Annotated in this window: 13 protein-coding genes; 10 read left to right on the top strand and 3 right to left on the bottom strand. The window is 70.6% G+C overall.

From position 1 onward, the window contains the following. Positions 1 to 5 precede the first annotated feature (5 nt). Positions 6 to 1,919 (bottom strand): sensor histidine kinase, encoded by a 1,914-nt coding sequence (locus tag ACIQD6_RS07355; RefSeq protein WP_401879196.1) that lies wholly within the window; start codon positions 1,917 to 1,919, stop codon positions 6 to 8. 577 nt (positions 1,920 to 2,496) lie between these two features. Here ACIQD6_RS07355 and ACIQD6_RS07350 point away from each other — a divergent pair. Genes ACIQD6_RS07350 through ACIQD6_RS07335 form a run of 4 tightly spaced genes read left to right on the top strand, consistent with a single transcriptional unit; the run spans position 2,497 to position 7,980 of the window. Further along, positions 2,497 to 3,990, top strand: a complete 1,494-nt coding sequence (locus tag ACIQD6_RS07350; protein WP_401879193.1) for an ABC transporter substrate-binding protein — start codon at positions 2,497 to 2,499, stop codon at positions 3,988 to 3,990. Between the two features lie 15 nt (positions 3,991 to 4,005). Next, positions 4,006 to 4,932 (top strand): ABC transporter permease, encoded by a 927-nt coding sequence (locus tag ACIQD6_RS07345; protein WP_401879192.1) that lies wholly within the window; start codon positions 4,006 to 4,008, stop codon positions 4,930 to 4,932. Positions 4,933 to 4,946: 14 nt separating this feature from the next. Next, the gene (locus tag ACIQD6_RS07340) at positions 4,947 to 6,980 is read left to right on the top strand and encodes a dipeptide/oligopeptide/nickel ABC transporter permease/ATP-binding protein (protein WP_401879189.1); all 2,034 of its coding nucleotides are present in this window, start codon (positions 4,947 to 4,949) and stop codon (positions 6,978 to 6,980) included. Further along, on the top strand, positions 6,973 to 7,980 hold the full coding sequence (locus ACIQD6_RS07335; RefSeq protein WP_401879186.1) for an ABC transporter ATP-binding protein: 1,008 nt from the start codon (positions 6,973 to 6,975) through the stop codon (positions 7,978 to 7,980). Before ACIQD6_RS07340 ends, ACIQD6_RS07335 begins: the two co-directional genes overlap by 8 nt. Positions 7,981 to 8,071: 91 nt before the next feature. Here ACIQD6_RS07335 and ACIQD6_RS07330 read toward each other — a convergent pair whose 3' ends face one another. Next, complete coding sequence (locus ACIQD6_RS07330) at positions 8,072 to 9,277, bottom strand: MBL fold metallo-hydrolase (protein WP_401879183.1); 1,206 nt, start codon at positions 9,275 to 9,277, stop codon at positions 8,072 to 8,074. A gap of 254 nt (positions 9,278 to 9,531) precedes the next feature. Between ACIQD6_RS07330 and ACIQD6_RS07325 the strand changes: the two genes are divergently transcribed. From ACIQD6_RS07325 to ACIQD6_RS07300, 6 genes are all read left to right on the top strand, one after another. Further along, positions 9,532 to 10,758 (top strand): Glu/Leu/Phe/Val dehydrogenase dimerization domain-containing protein, encoded by a 1,227-nt coding sequence (locus ACIQD6_RS07325; protein ID WP_401879180.1) that lies wholly within the window; start codon positions 9,532 to 9,534, stop codon positions 10,756 to 10,758. A gap of 155 nt (positions 10,759 to 10,913) precedes the next feature. Then, positions 10,914 to 12,260, top strand: a complete 1,347-nt coding sequence (ccrA, locus tag ACIQD6_RS07320) for a crotonyl-CoA carboxylase/reductase (protein WP_401879177.1) — start codon at positions 10,914 to 10,916, stop codon at positions 12,258 to 12,260. Between the two features lie 238 nt (positions 12,261 to 12,498). After that, positions 12,499 to 13,266 (top strand): thioesterase II family protein, encoded by a 768-nt coding sequence (locus ACIQD6_RS07315; RefSeq protein ID WP_401879176.1) that lies wholly within the window; start codon positions 12,499 to 12,501, stop codon positions 13,264 to 13,266. 43 nt (positions 13,267 to 13,309) lie between these two features. Further along, positions 13,310 to 14,512 (top strand): cytochrome P450, encoded by a 1,203-nt coding sequence (locus ACIQD6_RS07310; protein ID WP_401879173.1) that lies wholly within the window; start codon positions 13,310 to 13,312, stop codon positions 14,510 to 14,512. A gap of 29 nt (positions 14,513 to 14,541) precedes the next feature. Then, positions 14,542 to 15,765: a cytochrome P450 gene (locus ACIQD6_RS07305; RefSeq protein WP_401879170.1), complete on the top strand. Its 1,224-nt coding sequence runs from the start codon at positions 14,542 to 14,544 to the stop codon at positions 15,763 to 15,765. 121 nt (positions 15,766 to 15,886) lie between these two features. Then, positions 15,887 to 16,723 carry a phytanoyl-CoA dioxygenase family protein gene (locus tag ACIQD6_RS07300; RefSeq protein ID WP_401879167.1) on the top strand — a complete coding sequence of 279 codons (837 nt, stop codon included), beginning with the start codon at positions 15,887 to 15,889 and terminating at the stop codon, positions 16,721 to 16,723. A 254-nt stretch (positions 16,724 to 16,977) separates the two neighbouring features. Here the strand turns inward: ACIQD6_RS07300 and ACIQD6_RS07295 are convergent, their stop codons facing one another. Beyond that, positions 16,978 to 25,950 (bottom strand): type I polyketide synthase, encoded by an 8,973-nt coding sequence (locus ACIQD6_RS07295; RefSeq protein WP_401879580.1) that lies wholly within the window; start codon positions 25,948 to 25,950, stop codon positions 16,978 to 16,980. Positions 25,951 to 25,962: the final 12 nt, after the last annotated feature.

The following is a 25,962-nucleotide window of genomic DNA, read 5'->3' as shown; positions in this document are numbered from 1 at the left end:
TGCATCTACTCCTTGTGGGTGGTGGTGTGGCGCTGCGGTTCCGGCTGTTCCGGGAGCGGCTCCGACAGGGGTTCGGCGGGCGCGTGGTTCCGTTCTCCGGCGGGCTGGGACTCGGCGAGGCCGATACCGCGCTGGAAGGCGGCCATCAGGCCCGGGTCATGGAGCACGGGCTCCTGGTCGGGGGGCGGTACGGGCGCGCCCCGGAGCTGCGGGACCAGATGCTCCTGGCCACGGCGCCTGGGCAGTTGGGGCTTGCTCCTGATACCGGGAGCAGGGCCGTCCCCGGTGGATTCGGTCTGCGGTGGCGGCGGAACCGTCGGGGTGGCCGGGCGGCCGTGGCGTGCGCCACGTACGGGCAGCGGCGCGGGGTGCGGCTGAAGCTGGTTCTGCGGCTGAAGCTGGTTCCGGGTCGGGAGCCGGCTCGGAAGCTGGGGATGGGGCGAGGGCTGGGGATGGTCCGGAAGTTGGGGATGGTTCGGGGGTTGGGCAGGGGGCTGCGGAATTTGATGCTGTGTCATAGAGGACTGACGCGGGGACAGTTCCGAGAGGTACGGCCGCGCGGGCTGCGGCGGACGCGCCGGCGGGTGACCGTTCCGGTCCGCCTGATCAGCTTGATCCGCCTGATCTGCCCGGTCCGGTTGGCCTGGTTGGCCCGTCTGATCCGGCTGATCCGGCTGACCCGTCCGGTCGGAGCCGAGCAGCGCCCGCGGAAGGACCAGTACGGCCTGGATACCGCCGTAGATGTTGGACTGGAGACGCACCATGATCCCGTGCCTGCGCGCGAGCGCCGACACCACGAAGAGTCCGATCCGCCCGTCCTGGAGCAGATGCGCGACATCGACCTGCTCCGGGTCGGCGAGCAGGCCGTTCATCTTCTTCTGCTCGCCGAGCGGCATCCCGAGCCCCCGGTCCTCCACCTCGATGGCCAGACCCGCCGTCACATGCTGTGCCCTCAGCAGCACTTGGGTGTGCGGGGACGAGAACAGCGTGGCGTTCTCGACCAGTTCGGCCAGCAGGTGGATCACGTCCGCCACGGCATGGCCGCGCAGGGTGCCGTCGATGGGCGGCACCAGCTTGATCCGCGGGTACTGCTCGACCTCCGCGATGGCGGAGCGCAGCACCTCGGTCATGGTGACGGGCTTGCTCCACTGCCGCCGGGAGATCGCCCCGCCGAGAACGGCGAGGTTCTCGGCGTGCCGGCGAATACGGGTCGCCAGATGGTCGACGTGGAAGAGACCTTTCAGCAGCTCCGGGTCCTCGACCTCGTTCTCCAGATCGTCGAGCAGCTGGATCTCCCGGTGGACCAGCGACTGGAGCCGACGGGCCAGGTTGACGAAGACCTCCATCTTCTGTTCGTTCCCGGCGCTGCTGGACAGCCGGGACGCCTGCACCACGGCGCCGATGGCCGCGTACTGCGACCGGCCGACCTCCTGTGCCAGCAGGTCGAACTCGTCAGCGTCGGGGTCCGCGGGCGATGGCGGCGTACGGTGCGCGGACACCTGATCGCCGCGCCTGAGCTGCTCGACCACGGCGTCGAGATCGGCCTGGCCGCGTGCGGTGGAGCGGCGCAGCGCGTTGCAGCGGTCGAGGACGGACTTGGCGGTACGTTCCGCTCCCAGGGCGGCCGTACCGATGGCGGCGAAGGCGAGCAGCGCCGTTCCGACCAGGGCCGTCCAGGTCTGGGAGGTCGGCTCCACCGTGGTCGTGCGGAGGACGAGCACCACGGCCGCCGCACCGCTCAGAGCCGCCACTATCGCGGGGAGGACGGCGGCACGCAGGAGTTGTGGCCGTATGCGGAGCTCCGGCGGCGCCGGCGTGTTCGCCCGGCCCATGGCCGACAACGGGCGGGAGCCCGGCCGGCCGTGCCGCCCGCCCTCACGGCGCTCCGGCCGCGCGGCGGGTGCGCGAAGTTGAGACATCAGTGTCCTCGGTACGTGGGCCCCGGGAATCGGCACCGTGCTGGTGTTCCTGCTGTGGCGCAGCGGCAGGACCGGCGCATGCCGCATGAGCCCTCCGCTGATCACCGAGCACACACGGTAGTTGCCAAGCGGTCATCCGTGGCGGGTAGTTGACAAAGTTCCCCACAGAGCATCCCGCTCCGGTATGAGGCCTCGCACATCAGCACGAAATACTGCATTCAACCCGGCCCGGCACTTCGCACCGGTTGGGCTCGGACGGTCACGCGCGCGGGAGTCGCGTACACGAGCCCCACGGCCTCGGCCTGCGGACGCCCCGGATCCGCCGCACACCTATTGACGCGCTCGGCGTCTCCCACTCAATAATGTCAACGTCCGTATATCTAAACCGAGTTCGCTCTTATGGACGACGATCCTGGGTCGCTCCTGCTTCCCGACGACCGCACCCCAGGTCCATCCGTCCGCCGACGGCGGATCGCACCTCGAAAAGCGCGGAGGAACAGTGCCCGGTCCAGGATTACTGCCCACTCGTTCGCTCGCTCATCGCCGATGCGTACGAGTTGTCGGCGCGTTCACGTCCGTGGTCGCTCTGCTCGCCGTCTCCGGATGCTCGGTGGCCGGCGCCGACCCGATCGGTGAAGGCCCGGACACCCTGCGCATCGTCCTGCCCGAGGAGCCACCGACCCTTGAGCCCTGTGACGCCTCGCTCACGGCGACGGGCCGGGTGACGCGCGCCAACGTCACGGAGGCACTCACCGAGCGCGATCCGTCCACCGGCGGGCTGGAACAGGCTCTGGCCACCAAGTGGGCACGTAATTCCCCGACTTCATGGACCTTCACACTCCGCCGGGGTGTCACGTTCCACGACGGTTCGCGGTTCACGGCCGAGGCGGCCGCGTTCTCGATCAAGCGCGCCACGGATTCGCGCCTCAACTGCAATGTCGACGGCTACATCTTCACGGACAGCGAAGTGACCGCCACACCGGTCGACGACACCACACTTGAGGTCACCACGGCGAAGCCGGACCCGATCCTCCCCCTGCGTCTGTCCTTCGTCGAGATAGTGCCGCCGAGTACGGACACCCGAGCCAGGGTCCGTGAGCCGATCGGTACCGGGCCGTACCGGATCGACGAGTGGAACCAGGGCCGCTTTCTGCGTCTGAAGCGCTTCCCCGGATACTGGGGCAAGGCCCCTCAATTCGCCGCGGCCAAGTACGTCTGGCGGGCGGAAGGCAGCGTACGCGCGGCCATGGTGACCAACGACGAGGCGGATGTCGCGATCGGACTCGCCCCCGAGGACGGTGCGGGCGACCGGGCGGTCGAGTTCGCCACCAACGAAGTCTCGTACCTGCGGATGGACGCCACCAAGGCGCCCCTCGACGACATCCGGATCCGCCGGGCCATCAACTACGCCCTCGACAGGGAAGGACTGGTCACGGCGGTCTTCGCGGGCCGGCCGAGCGGCCAGCTCGTCTCGAAGGGCGTCACCGGGTACAACCCGCGTATCCGGCCCTGGCCGTACGACCCGGATCGCGCCGGAGAACTCGTGGCCCAGGCGCGCGCCGACGGAGTCCCGACCGACACCACCATCACCATCATCGGCCGCAACGGCATCTACCCGAAGGCCGCCGAGGCCATGGAGGTGGTGCAGGACTGCCTGCTCAAGGCCGGTCTGAAGGTCGAGATCAAGATGCTGGACGTCAACGCCTGGCTGGAGTATCTGCTGCGGCCCTTCCCGACCGGCGCGGGCCCCACTCTTCTCCAGGCGCAGCACGGCAACCAGGCAGGGGACGCCGCGTTCACCCTGGGCCAGATCTACGGCAGCAAGGGCGCTCAGAGCAGCTACGGCACCCCCGGACTCGACGCGTTGACAGCACGGGCCCAGCTCGCCTCGGGCAAGGAGCGGCAGAAGGCGTTCGCCGCCGCGTTCGCCCACCAGAACGACGAGGTCGTGAGGGACGCCGTCCTGGCCAACATGACCGCGATCATGGCCCTCTCCCCTCACGTCCGTTACCGACCGGACTCGGCCACCAATGACGAGATGCGGCTCGCCGACATGCGCCGCGCGGACTGAGAGAGGAGCGGACCGATGTTCACCATGCTGCGCCGCCGCGCGGTCTCCAGCGTCATCCCCCTGCTGGTCGTGGTCCTCGGAGTGTTCTTCCTGGCCCGCCTCACCGGGGATCCCGCCAATCTGTACCTTCCGCTCAGCGCGACACCCGAGATGAGGGCCGAGTTCGCCGCCCGGAACGGTTTCGACGAGCCGCTGCTCTCCCAGTTCGGCGACTACCTGGGCCAGGTCACCCACCTGGACTTCGGCGAATCACTGCGCACCGCCCAGCCCGCGAGCGAAGCGGTACTGCGGGCCTTCCCCGCCACCCTCCAACTGGCCGGGTGGACGATGCTGCTCGCCGTCGTGGGCGCCGTCGTGATCGGCAGCCTGGCGGCGTACCGTCCCAACTCGGCGACCGACCGGATCGCGAGCTTCCTGTCCTCGACGGCCGCCAGCGTCCCCGACTTCTGGTTCGCCATCATGGGCGTGCTGGTCTTCGCGGTGACGCTCGGCTGGCTTCCCACCTCCGGCACGAACGGTGCGGCGGCCTGGGTCCTGCCCGTGGCCACTCTCCTCATCCGTCCGTTCGGGGTGCTGGTCCAAGTGGTGCGCGGAGCCATGGTCTCCGCGCTGTCCGCCCCGTACGTCAAGGTGGCGCGCGGCAAAGGGGCGAGCGAGGGGCGCGTGGTCTTCGGACACGCCTTGCGCAACGCGTCCGCACCGGCGCTCACCGTCGCGGGTGATCTCGCCGTGGGGCTGGTCAACGGAGCCGTCGTCGTCGAGACCATCTTCGGCTGGCCCGGTATCGGCAAGCTGATGATCGACTCGGTTCTTCAGCGTGACTTCGCCGTTCTGCAGGCAGCGGTGCTGCTGACCGCCCTGGTGATTTTCGCGCTCAACATCCTGGTGGACATCTGTCACGCGCTCCTCGACCCACGGGTCCGGCAGCAGGCGGCGGCATGAGTCGAGGAAGTGACATGTTCCAGAAGGACGACATGTTCCGGAAGGATCCGGACGCGGATACGGGCACCGGTGCCGGCACCGGCGTGAACTCCGGGGGCGAGCGGGCGGCGGCGCGGTGGAAGTGGCTCGACCTGCTGCTCCAGGACCGGTTCGCCACCGCGGCGGCCCTGGTCCTGTTCGTCGTCGCGGTATGCGCCGTCCTGGGCCCGCTCCTCGTCGGGGACCTGGCGACGCGTCAGAACCTGCGCGACCCCAGCCGCCCTCCGTTCAGTCTCGACCATGGATGGGCCTTCGTCCTCGGCAGCGACTCACTGGGCCGCCCCGTCGCCGCCCGGCTGGCAGTCGCGGCCGGGACAACCCTGTCCGTGGCCGTGCCCGCCGTCCTGTGCTCACTCGCCGTCGGCTCGGTCTGGGGTATGTGGGCGGGCCATCACGGCGGATGGCGCGAGAACGTGTCCCTGCGGATCGCGGATGTGATCCTCAGCTTCCCCTCTCTTCTGCTGGCCGTGGTCGTGCTGTACGTCTTCTCGCCGAGCGCCGCCAACATCGTGCTGGTCCTGGCCGTCGCCAGGATTCCCGTATACCTGCGAACCGCACGGGCCGAGTCCGCCGAACTGCGCAGCCGGCTGTTCATGGACGCGGCCCGCACCTTCGGCACCGGCAGCTGGGCGGCCATCCGACGCCATGTCGCTCCCACGGTGCTGCCCACGCTGCTCACCGTCGCCGCACTCGACTTCTGCTTCGTGATGCTGACCGAGTCGTCGCTGAGCTTCCTGGGGATCGGCGTCCAGCCACCGGACATGAGCTGGGGACTGATGGTGGCGCAAGGGCGGCAGGAGTTGCGGAGCGCGTGGTGGATCGCGGTCTTCCCCGGTCTCGCCATTGTCGTCACGACCGTGTCGGCGACCGTCCTCGCCGCGTGGGCGCGGCTCTCGACCGACCCGGGGCAGCGCTGGCGACAGGGGCTGCGGCGCGTCAACCGGCTTCCGGGGCCGCCGCGTTCGGCAACAGGGAGTACGAGCGACGGCGACGACTCGGCGGCCCCCGCGACCCCCGCGGCCCCGGCGACCGAAGCCGCCACTTTGGCCGTGGAGGGTCTGTCGGTCGATATCCGTACCCCAGCGGGGCCGGTCCCTGTGGTGCGCGGGGTGAGCTTCGCCGTCCGCTCCGGTGAAACGCTGGCCCTGCTCGGCGAATCCGGATGCGGCAAGAGCATGACCGCCCATGCCGTCGCGGGCCTGCTCGACCCGGCCGCCTCAGTCGTGGGCGGTCAGGCCCGGCTGAACGGCGAGGATCTGCTCGGACTCGGAGCGCGCGCCAGGCGCCGGCTCGCCGGTCCGGGCCTGGCCGTCGTCTTCCAGGACGCGCTGAGTGCGCTCAACCCCGTCTTCACGGTCGGGACGCAGCTCGCGGAACCGTTCCGTATCCACGAGCGGATGTCCCGACGCGCGGCGAAGGCCAGGGCGGTGGAGCTGATGGAGCGGGTCGGCATCCCGGAGGCGCGCTCACGTGCCGACGCGTATCCGCACCAGTTCTCCGGAGGCATGCGCCAGCGACTGCTGATCGCGATGGCTGTCGCGCTGCGGCCGAGGGTACTGCTCGCCGACGAGCCCACGACGGCACTGGATGTCACGGTGCAGGCTCAGATCATGGACCTCCTCGGGGAACTGCGGAGCGAGCAGCGGATGGCTCTGGTCCTCATCACGCACGACCTCGGACTTGTCGCCGAGCACGCGGACCGGGTCGCCGTCATGTACGCGGGTACGGTCGTGGAGACCGGCAAGGTGGCCGACGTGTTCGGCAAGCCGAACCACCCTTACACGCAAGGGCTGTTGGCGTCGGTTCCGGGTCGGCAGCACAAGGGCGCCCGGCTGAGTTCCATTCCCGGGGGCCCTCCCGACCCGCGCTCCGTACCCGCTGGCTGTGCCTTCCGTACGCGCTGCCCGATGGCCCGCGACCTGTGCGCGACCCGTCGGCCGACGCTGGCCGTTACCGGTGCCGACCGCGCCGCCGCCTGCCACTTCGGGAAGGAACTGGCCGATGCCTGACTCCGGGACACTGCTGGAGGCCACCGGCCTGGCCAAGAGCTTCGCGGTGCCGCGTACCGCGAAGGGAAGCACCAGGCTGCGCGCGGTCGACGGGGTGGATCTGAGCCTGGGGCGCGGGGAGACCCTGGGCCTGGTCGGCGAGTCCGGCTGCGGCAAGTCCACGCTGGCCAGGGTTCTGCTGATGCTGGAGCGTCCCGACGCGGGCACCGTACGGTTCGAGGGAGTGGACCCGTTCACGTTGTCGGGTGCGCGGTTGCTCGCCTGGCGTCGCAAGGTGCAGATGGTCTTCCAGGACCCGTTCGGCTCGCTCAATCCCCGGCTGTGCGCGGCGGATCTGATCAGCGAGCCCTGGCTCACCCACCGCGGACTCGTGCCCGCCGCGAAGCGCGCGGCGCGGGTGGGTGAGCTGCTGGAGATGGTCGGGCTGCGCGCGTCCGACGCGCACCGCTACCCGCAGGAATTCTCGGGAGGGCAACGGCAGCGGATCGGGATCGCCCGCGCCCTGGCGCTGGAGCCCGATGTCGTGGTCTGCGACGAACCCGTGTCCGCGCTGGATCTGTCCGTGCAGGCGCAGGTGCTCAATCTCCTGTGCGATCTGCGGGACGAGTTGGGGCTGTCGTACGTGTTCATCTCGCACGACCTGTCCGTGGTGCGGCACGTCGCGGACCGGGTCGCCGTGATGTATCTGGGCAGAATCGTGGAGACCGGCCCGACGGAGGAGGTCTTCGAGCGGCCGCTCCACCCCTATACGGCGGCGCTGCTGTCGGCGGCCCCGTCCCTGGCCGCCGGGGGCGGGCCGAAGCGGCGGCGGATCCCGCTCACCGGCGAGATCCCCTCTCCGGCCGACCCTCCGTCCGGCTGCCGGTTCAGGACCCGGTGCGGGCGGGCCGAGGACGTGTGCGCCGAAGCAGCCCCCGCACCGGCGCACACCACCGCGCTCCACTCGGCGGCATGCCACTTCCCGTTGGAGGAGACGCCCGGAGTGACGGCCGGGACGTGACAGTCGGGACGTGACGGCCGGGACGTGACAGTCGGGACGTGACAGCCGGCATCGGACGGCCGGACTCGGACACCGCCCGGCAGAGGCACCGTCAGTCGGTCGCGAGGTCCAGCTGGGCCGGCTCGGCGGACGGCGCCGCCGGTCCCGCGGGCGGCCGTACGGGCCAGCCGCCGGGCGGCGGGGTCGCCACGGCGCGCCACCACGGGGCGGCCGGGACCTCGTCCCCGGTGGGCTCGAAGGGCTGGCCGGGGTGCGGCAGCGCGAGCGCGGCGCCCGCCTCGCCGGCGGCCGCGACCGTACCCTCACCGGGCTCGGCCCACGGGTGCGGGGCGAGGTTGAACGTCCCCCAGTGGATCGGCAGCATCACGCCGGACGCCCGGCCGCCCTGAAGATCGAGATGGGCCCGCATCCCCTCGGCCGGGGTCATATGGATATCGGGCCAGTACTCGCTGTACGCGCCGATCTGGATCATCGTGGCGTCGAACGGGCCGTGCTCGGCACCGATGTCCGCGAAACCGGAGAAATAGCCGGTGTCCCCGCTGTGGTAGATCCGGTGCTCGGGACCGGCCACCGCCCAGGACGCCCAGAGCGTGTGCTGCTGATTGCGCAGGCCCCGGCCGCAGAAGTGCCGTGCGGGAGTGGCGGTGAGCCGGATACCGGCGATCTCGGTGGACTCGTTCCAGTCGAGCTCGCGCAGCCTGGACGCGGGCACACCCCAGCTCTCCAGATGCGCGCCGACGCCGAGCGGCACGGCGAACAGCGTGTCCGTGGAGGCGAGGGCCCGGATCGTGGGCAGATCGAGGTGGTCGTAATGGTCGTGCGAGATCACCACGACGTCGACGGGACCGAGGGCGGCGAGCGGCAGGGGCACGGGGTGCAGCCGCTTCGGCCCCGCGAAGGCGAACGGCGAGCAGCGGTCACCCCATACGGGGTCGAAGAGCACGCGCCGGCCGTCGATCTCGGCAAGGACACTCGAATGCCCCATCCAGGTGAGCCGCAGGCCCGAGGCCGGGGGCTCGGCGAGATCGGCGAGGGTGGTGGAGTGCACGGGAATGGTGCCGGCCGGAGCCCGCCGGGTCCGCGCTTCCTTCTGGAAGTAGATCTTCGCCAGCTCCAGGCCTGAGGCGCCGGACGGTCTGGTCCTGGCACCCACCGGGTTCTGGAACACCCCGTCGGCGAAGTTCGGGGAGCTGTGAATTCTCTCCAGCCTCTCCCCCGCCGAGTCGGCCCCGAAGGCCGCGGGTCGCAACGAGCGCAGCCGTTGGCGCAACGAGAGGGGGGAACCAGCGCCTGTCACAGCATCTCCTGGAGGTTTGGTGTTGTCTCATTATGGCCACCGGTGTTCATCGGTGCGGGGCGAGCCGGTGGCATTCCCCGCCCCTGCCTACGCCGGTGCAACGTCGTCACTGCCCCCTGGATTCCCGGGCACGCCCTCGTATGCCGAATCAAGACGATCTCTTTGACATACGTGATCACCCTCTCGATACTGACCGGCGCTTCGGTAGATCCGCGGCCCTCGCCCCTCAGCCCCTCGCCCCGCCTGGAGATTCCATGTCCGAGTCCGAGTCCGGGCCACCGGGGGCGTCCCCGCCCGGCGCTCCTCTGATCTCGCTGACCTGGACGGACCACGTCACCGGCCGGCAGGGATTTCTGGTGGTGGACCGGCTGGTCCGTGGTGTCGCCAGCGGCGGCCTGCGGATGCGCCGGGGCTGCACGCTGGACGAGGTGACCGGCCTGGCCCGCGGGATGACCATGAAGGAGGCCCTGCACTTCGACGCGGACGACCCGAAGGTCCGCTATGTCCCGCTCGGTGGAGCCAAGGGCGGTATCGACTGCGATCCGCGTGATCCCGGGGCGTACGGCGTGCTGGTCCGTTTCCTCCGCGCGACGCGACCGTACATCGAGCGCTTCTGGACCACCGGCGAGGACCTGGGGCTGACCCAGGACCTCGTGGACAGGGCCGCCGCCGAAGCCGGTCTCGTCTCGACCGTCCAGGCGGTCCATCCCCTGCTGGACGACGAGCGGGAGGCGCGGCGGCGTCTCGCCGACGCCTTCGCCGTACGGGTCGACGGCATCGGTCTGGACGCACTGGTCGGCGGCTGCGGGGTCGCCGAGTCGGCGCTCGCGGCGCTCGACCGGGCGGGAACGGCGTACGAGGGGGTCCGGGTCGGCGTCCAGGGGTTCGGCACGATGGGCGGGGCGACGGCGCGCTTCCTGTCCCGGGCCGGGCTGAAGATCGTCGCCGTCGCCGATGTCCGGGGGACCATCGCGCACCCCGGCGGCCTGGATGTCGAAGCCCTGCTCGCCGCCCGCGACACGTACGGCACCGTCGACCGTACCGCGCTGCGGCCCGCGGACCGCGAACTGCCGGGCGACGCCTGGCTGTCCACCGATGCGGAGGTGCTGGTGCCGGCGGCCGTCTCGTACGCGGTCGGCGCCGGCAATCAGGCGGGAATCAAAGCCCGTTGGATCGTCGAAGCGGCGAACATGCCCGTACTGCCCGAGGCCGAGGAGCGGTTGGCGCGACGAGGCATCACCGTACTGCCGGACGTAGTGGTCAACTCAGGTACGAACGCGTGGTGGTGGTGGACGCTCTTCGGTGACATCGGCCCGGACGCGGACGAAGCGTTCGACCGTACCCGCCGGGCGGTGCGGGGACTCGTGGACGGAATGCTGGAGCGTGCCGAGGCCGACGGCACCACGCCACGCGTCGCCGCACACGCCATGGCCGCCGACCGGCTGGCGGCCGTCGACCGGCGGTACGGCTGGTACCGCTGAGACCGGTCGGCAGCAGGGCGGGCCGGAGGCGGACGGCTGTCAGCAGGAGAGCTGTCGGCAGGAGATACGGCCGACGACAGGTCCTGGGGAATTCCCGTGTGTCCGAGCAGTACGGTCCCCCTGCCACGTCCGCATCCCCGAAGGACCCGAGCCTCGTGCAAGACATCATCGAAGCCGTGCTCTCCGACGAAGCCGTCTCCGAGGACTTCGCCGCCCTCCCCGTGCCCGACTCGTACCGCGGCGCCCTCACGCTGAAGGAGGAGGCCGGCATGTTCGAGGGGATGGCCTCCTCGGACAAGGACCCGGGAAAGTCACTGCACATCAGTGAGGTCCCGACGCCTGCCCTCGGCGCCGGCGAGGTGCTGATCGCGGTCATGGCGAGCGCGATCAACTACAACACGGTGTGGAGCGCCATCTTCGAACCGCTCCCCACTTTCGCCTTCCTGGAGCGCTACGGCCGGTGCGGGCCCGAGGGCGCCCGCCACGATCTGCCGTACCACGTCCTCGGGTCGGACCTGTCCGGCGTCGTACTGCGCACCGGTCCGGGAGTGCGCCGCTGGAAGCCCGGGGACCGGGTGGTGGCGCACTGTCTGTCGGTGGAGCTGGAGAGCGCCGACGGGCACGACGACACGATGCTCGACCCGGAACAGCGGATCTGGGGCTTCGAGACCAACTTCGGCGGCCTCGCCGAGATCGCCCTCGTCAAGTCCAACCAGCTGATGCCCAAGCCCGCCCACCTCACCTGGGAGGAGGCGGCCTGCTCGGGGCTGGTGAACTCCACCGCGTACCGGCAGCTCGTGTCCCGCAACGGCGCCGGGATGAAGCAGGGCGACAACGTCCTGATCTGGGGCGCGAGCGGCGGACTCGGCTCGTACGCCACGCAGTTCGCCCTGAACGGCGGCGCCCACCCGATCTGTGTGGTGTCCTCGGACGCCAAGGCGGAGCTGTGCCGGGCCATGGGCGCCGAGGCCGTCATCGACCGCGCCGCGGAGGATTACCGGTTCTGGGCCGACGAGCGGACCTCGGACGCCAAGGAGTGGAAGCGCTTCGGGAAGCGGATCCGGGAGCTGACCGGCGGCGAGGATGTCGACATCGTCTTCGAGCACCCGGGCCGGGAGACCTTCGGGGCGAGCGTCTACGTCACGCGCAAAGGCGGCACGATCGTCACCTGCGCCTCCACCTCCGGCTACACGCACGAGTACGACAACCGCTATCTGTGGATGTCACTCAAGCGGATCGTCGGCTCCCACTTCGCCAACTACCGCGAGGCCTGGGAGGCCAACCGGCTGGTCGCCAAGGGAAAGATCCACCCGACTCTCTCCGCGGTCTTTCCGCTGACGGAGACGGCGGAGGCGGTGCGGCACGTCCGTGGCAACCGCCACAGCGGGAAGGTCGGTGTGCTGTGCCTGGCGCCGGCCGAGAATCTCGGGGTCCAGGATCCGGAGACCCGTGAACGTCATCTGCCGTACATCAACCGGTTCCGCGCGGCGGCCAGCCTGTGAACAGGCCCGCCCCGGCCTGCTGTTCGGCGTAAGGCCGTCGAACGCCGTGCTGTACGCGCCAAGTCTAGGGATTTGCGGGTATGGGGCGGACTTGACTGGGATCCGTCTCTCCGGTCTTCGTGGATCAGCCGGACGCCCCCGGGCCACGAAGACCGGAGGGACGGATCCCGGGACCATTCCCGGGACAGAACCCCTGGGAACGAGCGGGGACATCACGATCGGGAAGGACCGACGACACGTGGTTACGAAGGACGACGCCAGCACGGACTGGATCCGCCGGTACCACCCTTCCGGCGCCAGTACCGCGCGGCTCATCTGCTTTCCTCACGCGGGCGGTTCCGCCAGCTTCTTCCACCCGGTATCGGTACGGTTCTCCCCCGGCATCGACGTGATCGCCCTCCAGTACCCGGGCCGCCAGGACCGCCGCCGCGAGCCGTGCATCGAGGACATCGGCGCGCTCGCGGACGCTCTGGCCAAGGAGATCCAGACCTTGAGCGACAAGCCCACGGTCTTCTTCGGGCACAGCATGGGCTCCGTGCTGGCCTTCGAGACAGCCCTCCGGCTGGAGCGGCAGAACGCCAACCCGCCCCGCGCGGTGATCGCGTCGGGCCGACGCGGCCCCTCGACGCGGCGGGACGAGCAGGTCCACAAGCGCGACGACAACGGCATCATCTCCGAGCTGAGGCTGCTCAACGGCACCGATTCGGCGGTCTTCGGCGACGACGAGTTGCTGCGGATGGCTCTGCCGGCGATCCGCGGCGACTACACGGCGATCGAGACGTACGCCTGTGAGCCGGACCGGCGGGTGCGCTGTCCCATCACCGTCCTGACCGGCGACTCCGATCCCAGGACGACGCTCGACGAGGCGGACGCCTGGCGCGAGCACACCGAAGGAGCCTTCCGCGTCAAGGTGTTCCCCGGTGGCCACTTCTTCCTGGCTGACCATCAGGCCGAGGTCAACAGCGAAATCGCCAGGGAACTCGAAGCCGCGCGGTCGGCGGCATGAGCCCGCAGTCACGCCCGACCTGACCTGATTCGAGGAGTAGTCCGTGCCCTCCACGCCCCAAAGGCCGCCGGAATCCCGGGAACTGCCCGAACTGACCACCGAGGCGCAGCCCATCCTGTGTCCCAGCCGGCTGGAGGGCCTTCGGGCGGACGCTCCCGTCTGCCGGGTCCGTACCCCGGCCGGTGACGAGGCGTGGCTGGTCACCCGGCACGCCGAAGCGAAGCGGCTGATGAACGACCAGCGGGTGGACCGGTATCACCCGGACCCGGCCGCCGCACCGAGGTACATCAGGAACCCGCTGGTCGAGATGTTGATCGGCGACGACCTGGAGGACACCCGCGCGGGGCGGGCCCGGACGCGCTCGCTGCTCACGCCGAACTTCACCACACGGCGCATGGAGCGTCTGCGCCCGAAGGTCGAAGCGCTGGCGAGCGCGATGGTGGAGGACCTCGCGGCCCGCGAGCGCCCGGTCGATCTGCGCGCCAACTTCTCCCTGCCGTTCTCGCTGCGGGTCATCTGCGAGCTGATCGGGGTTCCCGAGGACGACTGGCAGCGGTGCGCGACGCTGCTGGCCCAGATCGGGCAGACGGACCCCGAGGACGGGACGTCCACCGGCCCGGAGGCGCTCTTCAAGCTCCTCGGCGAAGTCGCCACGTACAGGCGTCAGGAGCCGGGGGAGGACGTTCTCTCGCACTTGTGCGGTGCGGGCATCCCTGACGAGCACGCCGGCATGCTGACCGGGGGCGTGCTGTTCGCGGGGCTGGACAGCGTCGCGAACCATATCGACCTCGGTGTGGTGCTGCTGTCCAGCAACCCGGACCAGCGCGACGCCGTCACGCGGGATCCCGCCGTGCTGGGGGGCGTGGTCGAGGAGGTGCTGCGGTCCTCCAAGCGGGCCGGGGCCACTCTGCCGCGGTACGCGAACGAGGACATCGAGATCGACGACGTCACGATCCGCGCGGGCGACCTCGTCCTGCTCGACTTCGGTCTGGCGAACTTCGACGAGCGGGCGTTCGACGACCCCGAGGAGTTCGACGTCACCCGCTCCCCGAACCGGCACCTGTCCTTCGGCCACGGGATGTGGCACTGCACCGGCGCGCCCCTGGCGCGGATGGAGCTGAGCACCGCGTTCAGCGTGCTGTTCTCCCGCTTGCCGGAACTGCGCCCGGCGGTCCCGGTGAACGAGTTGCGGACGCAGGGCGGCACGATGATCGGCGTGCTCGCCGAACTGCCGGTGACCTGGTAGCCCGAACCGGATCCTGAGAGCGGACACCTATGACAACGACAGAAGCGTCGGACTCGGTGGACTCGTCGGACGCGGCAGACGCGGCAGACGCGGCGAAGCTGGTCGATTTCCCGCTGCGGCAGGCCGGTGAGCCCCTGCCGCCCCACCAGTACGCGGAGTTCCGTGAGCGTGAGGGGCTCGTCTGGTCCACCATGCCCACCGGTGCCCGGGTCTGGCTGGTGACCCGGTACAAAGACGTCCGCGAGGTGCTCACCCACCCGAAGATCAGCTCCAATCCCGCGCACGAGGGCTTCCCGAGCCCCGGCAGGACCGGCGGGCCGCCCGCGCAGGATCAGGTGCCCGGCTGGTTCGCGGCACTGGACCCGCCCGAGCACGACCGGTACCGCAAGGTCCTCATCCCGGAGTTCAGCGTCCGGCGCATCAAGGAACTGCGGCCACGGATCCAGGAGGTCGTCGAGGACTGCGTCGAGGCGCTGCTCGCCAAGGGCAGTCCGGCGGATCTGGTCTCCGACTTCGCGGTGCCGATTCCCTCGCTGGTGATCTGCGCCCTGCTCGGGGTGCCTCAGGTGGACCGCGGCTTCTTCGAGTCCCGTATCCGCTGCCTGGTCATGCTGGACGCCACGGACGAGGAGCGCGACGAGGCGTCCAAGCAGATCCTGCGCTACTTCAGCAGGATGATAGCCATCCGGAAGCGGCGCCCCGGCGACGATCTGATCAGCGTGATGATCCAGTCGGAGACGATGACCCCGATGGAGATCGGGGGCGCGGCGATGCTGCTGGTCATCGCCGGCCAGGAGACCACGGCGAACAACATCGCCCTCGGCGCGAGCACCCTGCTGTCGAACCCCCGGTGGATCGGCGACGACCGGGTGGTCGAGGAGCTGCTGCGCTACTACTCCGTCGCCGACCTGGTGCCGTTGCGGGTGGCGCTGGAGGACGTGGAGGTCGCCGGGCAGGTCATCAAGGCCGGTGAGGGCATCGCCCCGCTGGTCGCCGCGGCCAACCACGACGGGTCCGCGTTCGCCTGCCCGCACCAGTTCGACCCCGGGCGCGAGGAGCGGCACCACATCGCGTTCGGCTTCGGCCGTCATCTGTGTCTCGGGGCGCATCTGGTGCGTACCGAGATGGAATTGGCCTACAGGACGCTGTTCGAACGGATTCCGACGCTGGAACTGGCGCGGCCCGACGAGGAGTTGGCGTTCAGGAACAACGGTGTGCTGTTCGGCCTCGATTCACTGCCGGTGCGCTGGTGAACCGATGTGTCCCTGCCGGTGCGCTGGTGAACCGATGTGACTGAAGGACCGGCTACCGGCCCTGCCCCTCTCCGATGAAGGCCTCTGTCCCTCTCCGATGAAGAAGGAGCCTGGATTTCCCATGGCCATACGTCTCGCCCGGCTCCCCGCCACGTCCACGGTCGCCGAGGTCTCCGCGGCACTCGAACGCGACGGCGGCGTGATCGTGGAAGACCTGATCGACAAGACCACTCTCAAAGGACTCTGGGACGACCTGGGGCCCGCCCTGGACGGGACGGGGTACGGGGACAGCACGTTCACCGGGCAGCGGACCAAGCGGCTGTGCTCGCTGTTCGCGCGCTCCCGGCACATGGAGAGGGTGGCGCTGAATCCGCTGTTCCTCGGTGCCGCCCGTGATCTCATCGAGCGGCCCGTACCCAACTGGTTCGGGCCGCAGCGGACCGAGATCGCGCCCAACATCCAGGTCAGCATCACGCAGGCGATCCAGATCTGGCCCGGGGAGACACCGCAGACCGCGCACCGCGACGACATCGCGCACATGCTGCCTTCGCCCGGGCCGACCAACCGTGTGCAGATCATGCTGGCGTTGGACGAATTCACGGACGAGAACGGCGCCACGATGGTCTACCCGGGCAGCCATGCCTGGGAGGCGGAGCGCGCCCCGCGGCCGGAGGAGGCCGTACAGGCCGAGATGGAGCCGGGCTCGTGCCTGATCTGGGTGGGCGGCCTGTTCCACGGCGGCGGCCCGAACCTCTCCGAAGGCCCGCGGACCGGGCTCACCCTGGCCTATGTGCGGGGCAACCTCCGGCAGGAGGAGAACCAGTTCCTGGCCGTGCCCAAGGAGATCGTCCGGGAGTACCCGGAGGAGTTGCAGCGTCTGCTGGGCTGGGGCCTGTGCCCGCCGTTCATCGGCTGGTACGAACACGCGGACCCCAATGCGCTGCTCCGGGCCGAATAGCTGATCCGGGCCGAGTAGCCTCCGGGCCGGGTGGAGCGCCCCGGCCGGCACCTGCCGGGCCGAGGCCGAAAGCCGCCGGCTAAGACCGCCGGCAAAGACCGAAAGACGAAGGCCACCGTGAGGGGTTTCCGCCCCGCACGGTGGCCTTCGTCGTGGCCGCACCGGCCGGTGCGAAGGGGGGTACCGGCCGGTGCGGTGCCATGGGGGTTACCGGCCGGTGCCGTAGGGCTGCCGGCCGGTCCCACCGTCTGAGGTCACTCCTGATCCCTGAGCCACTCGTGGACCCGGCGCGCGGTCGTCTCCGCGTCGTTCTCCATCAAGGTGAAGTGATTGCCCGTCACTTCGAGCATCTCGTGCTCCAGGGGCCAGGACGGCCGCGTGGCCTCCAGCAGCAGCTCGGGGACGAACTCGGCCGCTCGTACGAACAGCGTCCGGGTGGTGACGGGCTCCGGCCGCCAGCCGGTGAACAGGCCCGCGTAATGCGTCATGGCGGTCAGTTGGTCGTCGTCCACCGGGATGTCCGGGAAGCGGCCCATCAGCCGATGGGTGGTGATCGCCATGCCGAGCGCGAGGTCCGCGCCCGCGCCGGCCGGGGTGTCCAGCAGGACCAGCGTGCGCGGCGGGGTGCCCAGTGCCTCCAGCCGCGCCGTGAGGGCGTGGGCCAGCCAGCCGCCCGACGAGTAGGCGACGAGCGTGAGCGGCTTGTCGCCGAACGCGCGCCGCACCGCGTCCGCCTGCCGGGCGACCGCGGCGTCGAGATCGGCCGGAAGCGCCTCGTCCCGACCGGTGCCCGGGGCGGGCAGGACCCAGACGTCCCGGGTGCCGCGCAGCGCTCGGGCGAACCGGGCGAACTGGTACGGGCTCGCCGGGGCCACCAATGAGGGCACACACAGCAGGGGTTCGGCCTCCGAGCCGTCCGAGAGCCGCACCGGCTCCGCGCCGGCCGACGCCCCGTCACCGGTGTCGGAGACCTGGAAGCTGGGGCGCACTCCGGCCGCGAGGTCGAGCAGGTCCATGCCGCGCTCGTACCGTTCCTGGTCGAAGGCGTGCCGGAACAGGTGGGTGACGGTCCCGCCCGGTGCCGCGCTCCCCGGGGCGACCGGAGCCGCCGGAACCTTGGGAGTCACTGAGCCGGGTGCGTCCGCCTGGTCGGTCGGAGTCGCCTGGCCGGTCCCGGCCGCCTTGCCGGTCCCGGCCGCCTGGTCCGTCGCGTCCGCCTGGTCGGTCGCGGCCATCGTCCCGGTGAGTCCCGCCAGCCCGGTCAGCAGATGGGTGGCGAGCGCCCGGGGCGTCGGGTGTTCGAACAGCGCCTCGGCCGTCAGTGCAAGTCCGGTCGCCCGGCTGAGCCTGGTGCGCAGGTCGGTGATCGACAGGGAGGTGAAGCCCGCTTCGAGGAATTTACGGCCCGTGCCCACCTCCGCCAGGTCGGTGTGCCCGAGGATCGCGGCGACCTGCGACGTGATCAGGGCGACCAGCGCCCGGTCCTGTTCCTCGGCGGTCATTTTCCTCAGCCGGGAGCCGAGTTCATGGTCGTCCTCGATCAACTCCGGGTCCGGCAGGGCGACTTTCGCCGACTCGGAGCGGCGCGTGTCCCACTGCGAAGACAGCGAAGGGCTCCCCGGCGCGACGGCCCGGTCCGGCAGCCAGAAGCGGCGGCGCCGGAAGGCGTACGTCGGCAGGTCGACGCGCCGCGCGCCGGTCCCGGCGAAGAGCGCGGCCCAGTCCACGTCCGTGCCGCGCACGAACATCTCGGCGACGGCGGTCAGCGCGCTCTCGGTCTCGGGGCGGTCCCCGCGCAGTACGGAGACCGCCGTGTCAGCGTCGGACCGTACGAGCGAGCTGAGCACCGGGTCGGGGCCGACCTCCAGGAGGCGGGTCACACCCAGCTCACCGGTCGTGGTCCGTACGGCGTCGTGGAAGCGGACCGGCCGGCGCACCTGCCGCACCCAGTAGTCGGCGGTGGCCCAGTCCCGCTCCCCCACCGGCTCCCCGGTGAGGGTGCTGGCCGCCGGGAGCACCGGCTGCCGGTAGGTGACGCGCTCGGCGACGCGGGCGAAGTCCGCCAGCATCGGCTCGATCAGCGGGGAGTGGAAGGCGTGGCTGACCCGCAGCCGGGACACCCGGCGACCGTCGGCGCGGGCCACGGCGAGTGCACGCTCGACCTCGTTCTCGTCGCCGGAGACGACCACCGCCGAGGGGCCGTTCACGGCCGCGATCACGAGGCGTGCGCCCGCCGGAGCATCCTTGGCCGCCTCTTCGAGGATGCGCAGGGTCTCGTCCTCGTCGGCCTCGATCGCCGCCATCGCTCCGCCCGTCGGCAGAGCCTGCATCAGACGGGCGCGGGCGGCGACCAGCCGGGCGGCGTCCGGAAGGTCGAACACCCCGGCGGTGTACGCCGCGACCAGCTCACCGATGGAGTGTCCAAGCACGGCGTCGGGGCTCATGCCCCAGGACCGCAGCAGTTCCACGAGGGCGGTCTGCACCGCGAACAGCGCGGTCTGGGCATACCCGGTCCGGTCCAGCAGCGCCGCCTGGTCCGAGCCCTCGCCCGAGCCCTCGTCCGCGAACAACACCTCCCGCAGGGAAACGTCGAACCCGGCGGCGCCGTCCAGTTCCGCGTCCAGGTGGGCGCACGCCTCCTCCAGGGCCTGGGCGAACACCGGGAACGTGGCGTGGAGTTCACGGCCCATTCCGACGCGCTGGCTGCCCTGTCCCGTGAACATCCACGCCGTGCGCCCCTCGGACACAACGCCCGACACCAGGGAGGCATCACCGTCGGCCAGAGCCGTCAGTCCCGTACGGAGCGCCGGGGCGTCGGTGCCGAGCACCACGGCGCGATGGTCGAGAAGAGCGCGGGTCGTCGCCAGCGACAGGCCGACGGCCAGGGGCGAGCCGTCCTGATCGTCGAGGAAAGCCGCGAGGCGGCCCGCCTGGGCCCGCACCGTCCGCGCGTCGCGGCCCGAGAGCACCCAGGGCACCACCGGCAGTTCCACGGACGGCTGTTCATCCGTCTGAAGGGTGGTCGACACAGGCCTGGTCCCCGCAGGCGTGGTCCCCGCAGGAGCGGTCTCCGCAGGCGTGGGCTCGGGGGCCTCTTCGAGGATGACGTGGGCGTTGGTACCGCTGATCCCGAACGAGGAGACTCCCGCCCGGCGCGCGCGCTCACCGCGCGGCCACTCCCGGGCCTCACTCAGCAGCCGTACCGCACCCGCGTCCCAGTCCACCCGGGACGAGGGCTCATCCGCGTACAGCGTCTTCGGCAGCCGCTCCTCCCGCAACGCCAGAATCATCTTGATCAGCCCCGCCACACCGGCGGCGGCCTGAGTGTGACCGATGTTCGACTTCACCGAACCCAGCCACAACGGCTCGTCGCCGTTCCGGTCCTGGCCGTACGTCGCGAGCAGCGCCTGCGCCTCGATCGGGTCACCCAGACTCGTACCCGTACCGTGCGCCTCCACCGCGTCCACCTCGGACACCGAAAGCCCGGCAGCGGAGAGCGCCTGCCGGATCACACGCTGCTGCGAGGGACCGTTCGGCGCCGTCAGACCGTTCGACGCACCATCCTGATTCACCGCACTGCCCCGTACGACGGCAAGCACTCGATGCCCGAGTTTCCGCGCGTCCGAGAGGCGTTCGAGTACGAGGACACCGGCGCCCTCTGACCAGCCCGTACCGTCCGCGCCCTCACCGAACGCCTTGCACCGGCCGTCCGGAGCGAGTCCGCGCTGCTGGGAGAACTCCAAGAAGGTCGCGGGGGTGGACATGACCGTCGCACCGCCGGCGAGGGCCATGGCGCACTCCCCCGACCGCAATGCCTGGCTCGCCAGATGCAGGGCCACCAGCGCCGACGAACACGCGGTGTCGACCGTCACCGCCGGGCCTTCCAGACCCAACGCGTACGAGATCCGGCCGGAGATCACACTGGCCGCCGAACCCGTACCGACAAAACCCTCCACACCCTCCAACCGGCCACCCACGGTGTGCAGATAATCCTGACCGTTGGTCCCCGTGAACACACCGGTCGCCGAACCGCGCAGAGACAACGGATCGATACCCGCCCGCTCCAGCGCCTCCCACGACGTCTCCAGCAGCAACCGCTGCTGCGGGTCCATCGCCAACGCCTCACGCGGCGAAATCCCGAACAACCCCGCGTCGAACTCGGCCACGCCCTCGATGAATCCGCCGACGCGCACATAGGTCGTGCCCACACGGGACGGGTCGGGGTCGTACAGCGCGTCGACATCCCAGCCCCGGTCGTCCGGGAACGGCGAGAGACCGTCACCGGCCGAGGACAGCAGATCCCACAACGCCTCGGGCGAGTCGACCCCACCGGGGAACCGGCACCCCATGCCCACGACGACAATCGGGTCGTCCGTCGTGTCGGCCGCCGCGCCGACCGGTGGCCGTTGCGTGGGTGCGACGTCCGCCACGGGCGTCTTCCCCGCGATCTGTTCACGCAGGAACGCCGCGAGCGCGGAGGGGGTCGGGTGGTCGAATACGAGCGTGGCGGGCAGCGGCTGAGCGGTGGCCTGGGCCAGGCGGTTACGGAGATCGACAGCGGTGAGGGAGTCGAATCCGAGGTCCTTGAACGCCCGGCCGGGGTCGATCGTCGCGCCCGAAGAGTGTCCCAGCACGGTGGCGACCTGGGACTGGACCAGTGTGAGTACCGTCCGGTGCTGCTCAGCCGCCGAACGGCCACGCAGTTGTGCGGCGAGTTCGCCGTCGCTCGCGGTGGTGGGAGTACGTTCCGCCGCCACCCCGGGCAGGTCACCCATCAGCGGGCTGGGGCGGGTGAATGCCATGGTGGCGGCGAACCGCTGCCAGTCGACATCGACCACGGTCGGGCAGACCCGCCCGTCCCCGAGCACCTGCCGCAGGGCGTCGATGGCACGTTCCGGGGCGAGCGGGCGCACGCCCAGGCGGCGGAAGTGCTCCGCCACGGTCGAGTCGGCAGCCATGCCATCGCCACCCCACGGCCCCCACGCCACCGACGTCGCGGCCAGACCCAGACCACGCCGGTACTGCGCCAGAGCGTCCAAATACGCGTTGGCAGCGGCATAAGCCGCCTGGCCGGCGTTACCGACGACACCGGCGATGGACGAGAACAGGACGAAGGCGTCAAGCTCCCGGTCGGCCGTCAACTCGTGGAGATGGCGTGCGGCGTCCGCCTTCGCCGCCAGCACCCGCGCCAACCGCTCAGGCGTCAACTCGGCCGCCAGACCGTCCTCAAGTACCCCAGCGGTGTGCACAATCCCCGACAGCGGGAACTCTTCGGGGATGCCGTCCAGCACCGCCCGCACAGCCTCACGATCAGCGACATCACACGCCACGAAGGTGACCCCGGCGCCCAACTCGGCCAGCTCACGCTCCAGTTCCTCCACGCCGGGAGCCTCAGCACCACGACGGGACAGCAAGACCAAGCGCTCGGCACCGGAAGACGCCAACCAGCGCGCCACATGCCCACCCAACGCACCCGAACCACCGGTCACCAACACCGTGCCACGCGGCGACCAGCTCTCCCCATGACCCGCACCAGCCGAGTCGGGCACCAGACGGGCCACGAAAGCGCCCGAGGACCGTACCGCTACCTGATCCTCACCCCCGGCACCCGCCAACACCGACACCAACCGGGACAGACTCCTGCTTTCTATATCCTCCGGCAGATCAACCAGACCACCCCAACGCTCAGGCTGCTCCAACGCCACCGTACGACCCAGACCCCACACCTGAGCCGACACCGGATCCGCCAACAACTCACCCGAACCGACAGACACCGCCCCACACGTCACACACCACACGGGCGCCTTGATCGCGGTGTCGGCCAGCGCCTGCACCAGAGTCAGCGTCATCTCGGCGGTGGACAGCAGGGACAGCATCCCGGCCGCCTCAGCGGGCGCGGCAATCTCGGCGCGGAGCCGGGCCGCCAGGGACTCGCGCGTGTCGTCGGCGGACACCGGCACAGCGATCACTTCCGCGCCGGACAGCCGCAAGGCCTCGATCACAGCGTCATGTCCGGCGTCGGCTCGGGCGTCACCGCCTTCGTGAGGGACGGCCTCGTGCGAGACGTCCTCCTGCGGGACGGCCACCAGCCAGGTTCCCGACAGCCGGGCGGCGGCCGGGAACTTCGCCGGCTTCCACTGCACCCGGTAGCGCCAGCCCGACAGTTCCGACTCCGCACGGTGCCGTGTCCGCCAGTCCGAGAGCACCGGCAGCACCGCGTCCAACGGCGTGGCCGCCGGAACTCCCAGCTGTCCGGCCAGGGATTCCACATCGCCCTGCTCGACCAGTTCCCAGAACCGCCGCTCGATCCCGAGGGACTCGGCGATCTCCTCCTCCGGAAGTTCCCGGTCCAGCAACCAGAACCGCTCCCGCTGGAAGGCGTACGTCGGCAGCTCCACCCGCCGGGCGCCGGTCCCGGCGAACACGGCGGCCCAGTCGACCTTGACCCCGCTCACAAACATCCGGGCCACGGCCGCCATCAACGTCCCGGACTCGGGCCGGTCCTTCCGTAGGGCCCCTACCGCTTCGACGGCATCCGCATCGGCGGAATCCGTGTCGGCGGTGTCCGCGTCGGTGCCCACGAACTGGGCGAGACCGCTGAGTACCGGATCGGGCCCGAGCTCCAGCAGTCGGCCGGCGCCCTGTCCGGCGGTCGCGGTCCGTAGCGCGTCATGGAAGCGCACCGGCCGGTGCACCTGGCGCACCCAGTACTCCGGGGTCGCCCAGTCCTCGGCGGTCACCAACTCGCCGGTGACGGTACTGACCGCCCGTGTACGGGGAGTCCGGTAGGTGATCCCGGCGGCGATCCGGGCGAACTCGTCGAGCATCGGGCGCATCAGCGGGGAGTGGAAAGCGTGGCTCACCCGCAGTCGGGAGACTCGTCGGCCCTGCTCACGGGCTACGGCTGTCGCGCGCTCCACGACGTCCTCGGTACCGGAGATCACCACCGCCGAGGGGCCGTTGACGGCAGCGATCGCGGCTCGACCGCTGCCGCCGTCGCCATCGCTGTCGCCGTCGCTGTCGCCGTCGGAGAGCCCGTTCAGGATCTCCAGCACATCGTTCTCGGTGGCCTCGATCGCGGCCATCGCGCCACCGCCGGGCAGCGCCTGCATCAACCGGGCCCGAGCCGCCACCAGACGGGCGGCATCGGCCTGTTCGAACACTCCGGCCGTGTACGCGGCGGCGAACTCGCCGATCGAGTGGCCCAGCAGTACGTCGGGGCGCATGCCCCAGGACCGCAGCAGTTCCACGAGGGCGACCTGCACCGCGAACAGGGCGGGCTGGGCGTAGCCGGTCCGGTCCAGCAGCGCCGCCTCGGCGGAGCCCTCGTCCGCGAACAACACCTCCCGCAGGGAAACGTCGAACCCGGCGGCGCCGGACAGTTCGGTGTCCAGGAGGCCGCACATCTCATCCAGGGCCCGGGCGAACACCGGGAATGTGGCGTGGAGTTCACGGCCCATGCCGACCCGCTGGCTGCCCTGGCCGGTGAACATCCAGGCCGTACGGCACTTGCGCACCGCCCCGGTGACGACGTCGGCCACCACGGACGCGTCTGCCTCGGTTGCTTCGTCCGGAGCGGCCGCACCGGACAGCGTGGTGGCGCCCGCGCGCAGGGCCGCGCCGTCGGCGGCGAGCACCACCGCACGGTGTTCCAGGACGGCGCGGGACGTCGCGAGCGAGAAGCCCACGTCCGCCGGGGAGTCGGACCGGCCGTCCAGGAAGGTCCCGAGGCGGCCGGCCTGGGCACGCACCGCGTCCGGGGTACGGCCGGACAGCACCCAGGGCACCACCGGCAGTTCCATGGACGGCTGTTCCACTGACGGCAGCCCCTGCGGCCCCGGCTGCTCGGGCCGATCAGACTGCTCGGGCGCTATCGCCTTGGCCTCCGGCGCCTCTTCGAGGATGACGTGCGCGTTGGTACCGCTGATCCCGAAGGAGGAGATCCCCGCCCGGCGCGAACGCTCGCCGCGCGGCCACTCCCTGGAGTCGGTCAACAGCCGTACCGCGCCCGCCTCCCAGTCCACATGGGAGGAAGGCGCGTCCACGAACAACGTCTTCGGCAACCGCTGTTCCCGCAGTGCCAGGACCATCTTGATCAGCCCGGCGGCACCGGCGGCGGCCTGGGTATGGCCGATGTTCGACTTCACCGAACCCAGCCACAACGGTTCGCCGTCGCCACGGTCCTGCCCGTACGTGGCGAGCAGTGCCTGCGCCTCGATCGGGTCACCCAGACTCGTACCCGTACCGTGCGCCTCCACCACGTCCACCTCGGACGCCGAGACCCTCGCCGCCTTCAGCGCCTGACGGATCACGCGCTGCTGCGAGGGGCCGTTCGGAGCTGTCAGGCCGTTCGACGCACCATCCTGGTTGACCGCGCTGCCCCGTACGACCGCGAGCACCGGATGCCCCAGGCGCCGCGCGTCGGACAACCGCTCCACGACCAGGACACCGGCGCCCTCGGACCAGCCCGTACCGTCCGCGCCCTCGGCGAACGCCTTGCACCGGCCGTCCGGAGCAAGCCCGCGCTGCTGGGAGAACTCGACGAAGGCCGACGGGGTGGACATCACTGTCGCACCGCCGACCAGCGCCATCCGGCATTCCCCGGAGCGCAGTGCCTGGCTCGCCAGGTGCAGCGCCACCAGCGCCGACGAACACGCGGTGTCCACCGTCACCGCCGGGCCTTCCAGACCCAACACGTACGAGATCCGGCCGGAGATCACACTGGCCGCCGACCCCGTACCGACAAATCCCTCCACACCGTCCAGACGACCACCCACGGTGTGCAGATAGTCCTGACCGTTGGTCCCCGTGAACACACCGGTCGCCGAACCGCGCAGAGACAACGGATCAATACCCGCCCGCTCCAGCGCCTCCCACGACGTCTCCAGCAGCAGCCGCTGCTGCGGGTCCATGGCGAGGGCCTCACGCGGCGCGATCCCGAACAACTCGGCGTCGAACTCCGCCGCGTCATGCAGGAATCCACCGACGCGCACGTAGGTCGATCCGGTGCGCCCCGGCTCGGGGTCGAACACCGCGTCCAGGTCCCAGCCCCGGTCGGCCGGGAACGGCGAGAGGCCGTCACCCGCCGCCGACAGCAGATCCCACAGCGCCTCGGGCGAGTCGACACCACCGGGGAACCGGCAGCCCATCCCTACGATCGCGATCGGCTCACGGGAAGCAGCGCGAAGCTCCTGATTCCGCTTCTTGAGCGTGTCGGTCTCCTCCAGGGACTTCCGGAG

This window comes from Streptomyces sp. NPDC088400, assembly GCF_044753355.1.
In the GTDB taxonomy this organism is placed as follows: Bacteria; Actinomycetota; Actinomycetes; order Streptomycetales; family Streptomycetaceae; genus Streptomyces.
This window is presented reverse-complemented; position numbering and strand designations above follow the sequence as displayed.

Bases quoted from the DNA above. Each gene is read 5' to 3' on its own strand.
- ACIQD6_RS07340 (WP_401879189.1), top strand. From the start codon at position 4,947: ATGTTCCAGAAGGACGACATGTTCCGGAAGGATCCGGACGCGGATACG.
- ACIQD6_RS07355 (WP_401879196.1), bottom strand. From the start codon at position 1,919: ATGTCTCAACTTCGCGCACCCGCCGCGCGGCCGGAGCGCCGTGAGGGC.
- ACIQD6_RS07325 (WP_401879180.1), top strand. From the start codon at position 9,532: ATGTCCGAGTCCGAGTCCGGGCCACCGGGGGCGTCCCCGCCCGGCGCT.
- ACIQD6_RS07335 (WP_401879186.1), top strand. From the start codon at position 6,973: ATGCCTGACTCCGGGACACTGCTGGAGGCCACCGGCCTGGCCAAGAGC.
- ACIQD6_RS07345 (WP_401879192.1), top strand. From the start codon at position 4,006: ATGTTCACCATGCTGCGCCGCCGCGCGGTCTCCAGCGTCATCCCCCTG.
- ACIQD6_RS07305 (WP_401879170.1), top strand. From the start codon at position 14,542: ATGACAACGACAGAAGCGTCGGACTCGGTGGACTCGTCGGACGCGGCA.
- ACIQD6_RS07300 (WP_401879167.1), top strand. From the start codon at position 15,887: ATGGCCATACGTCTCGCCCGGCTCCCCGCCACGTCCACGGTCGCCGAG.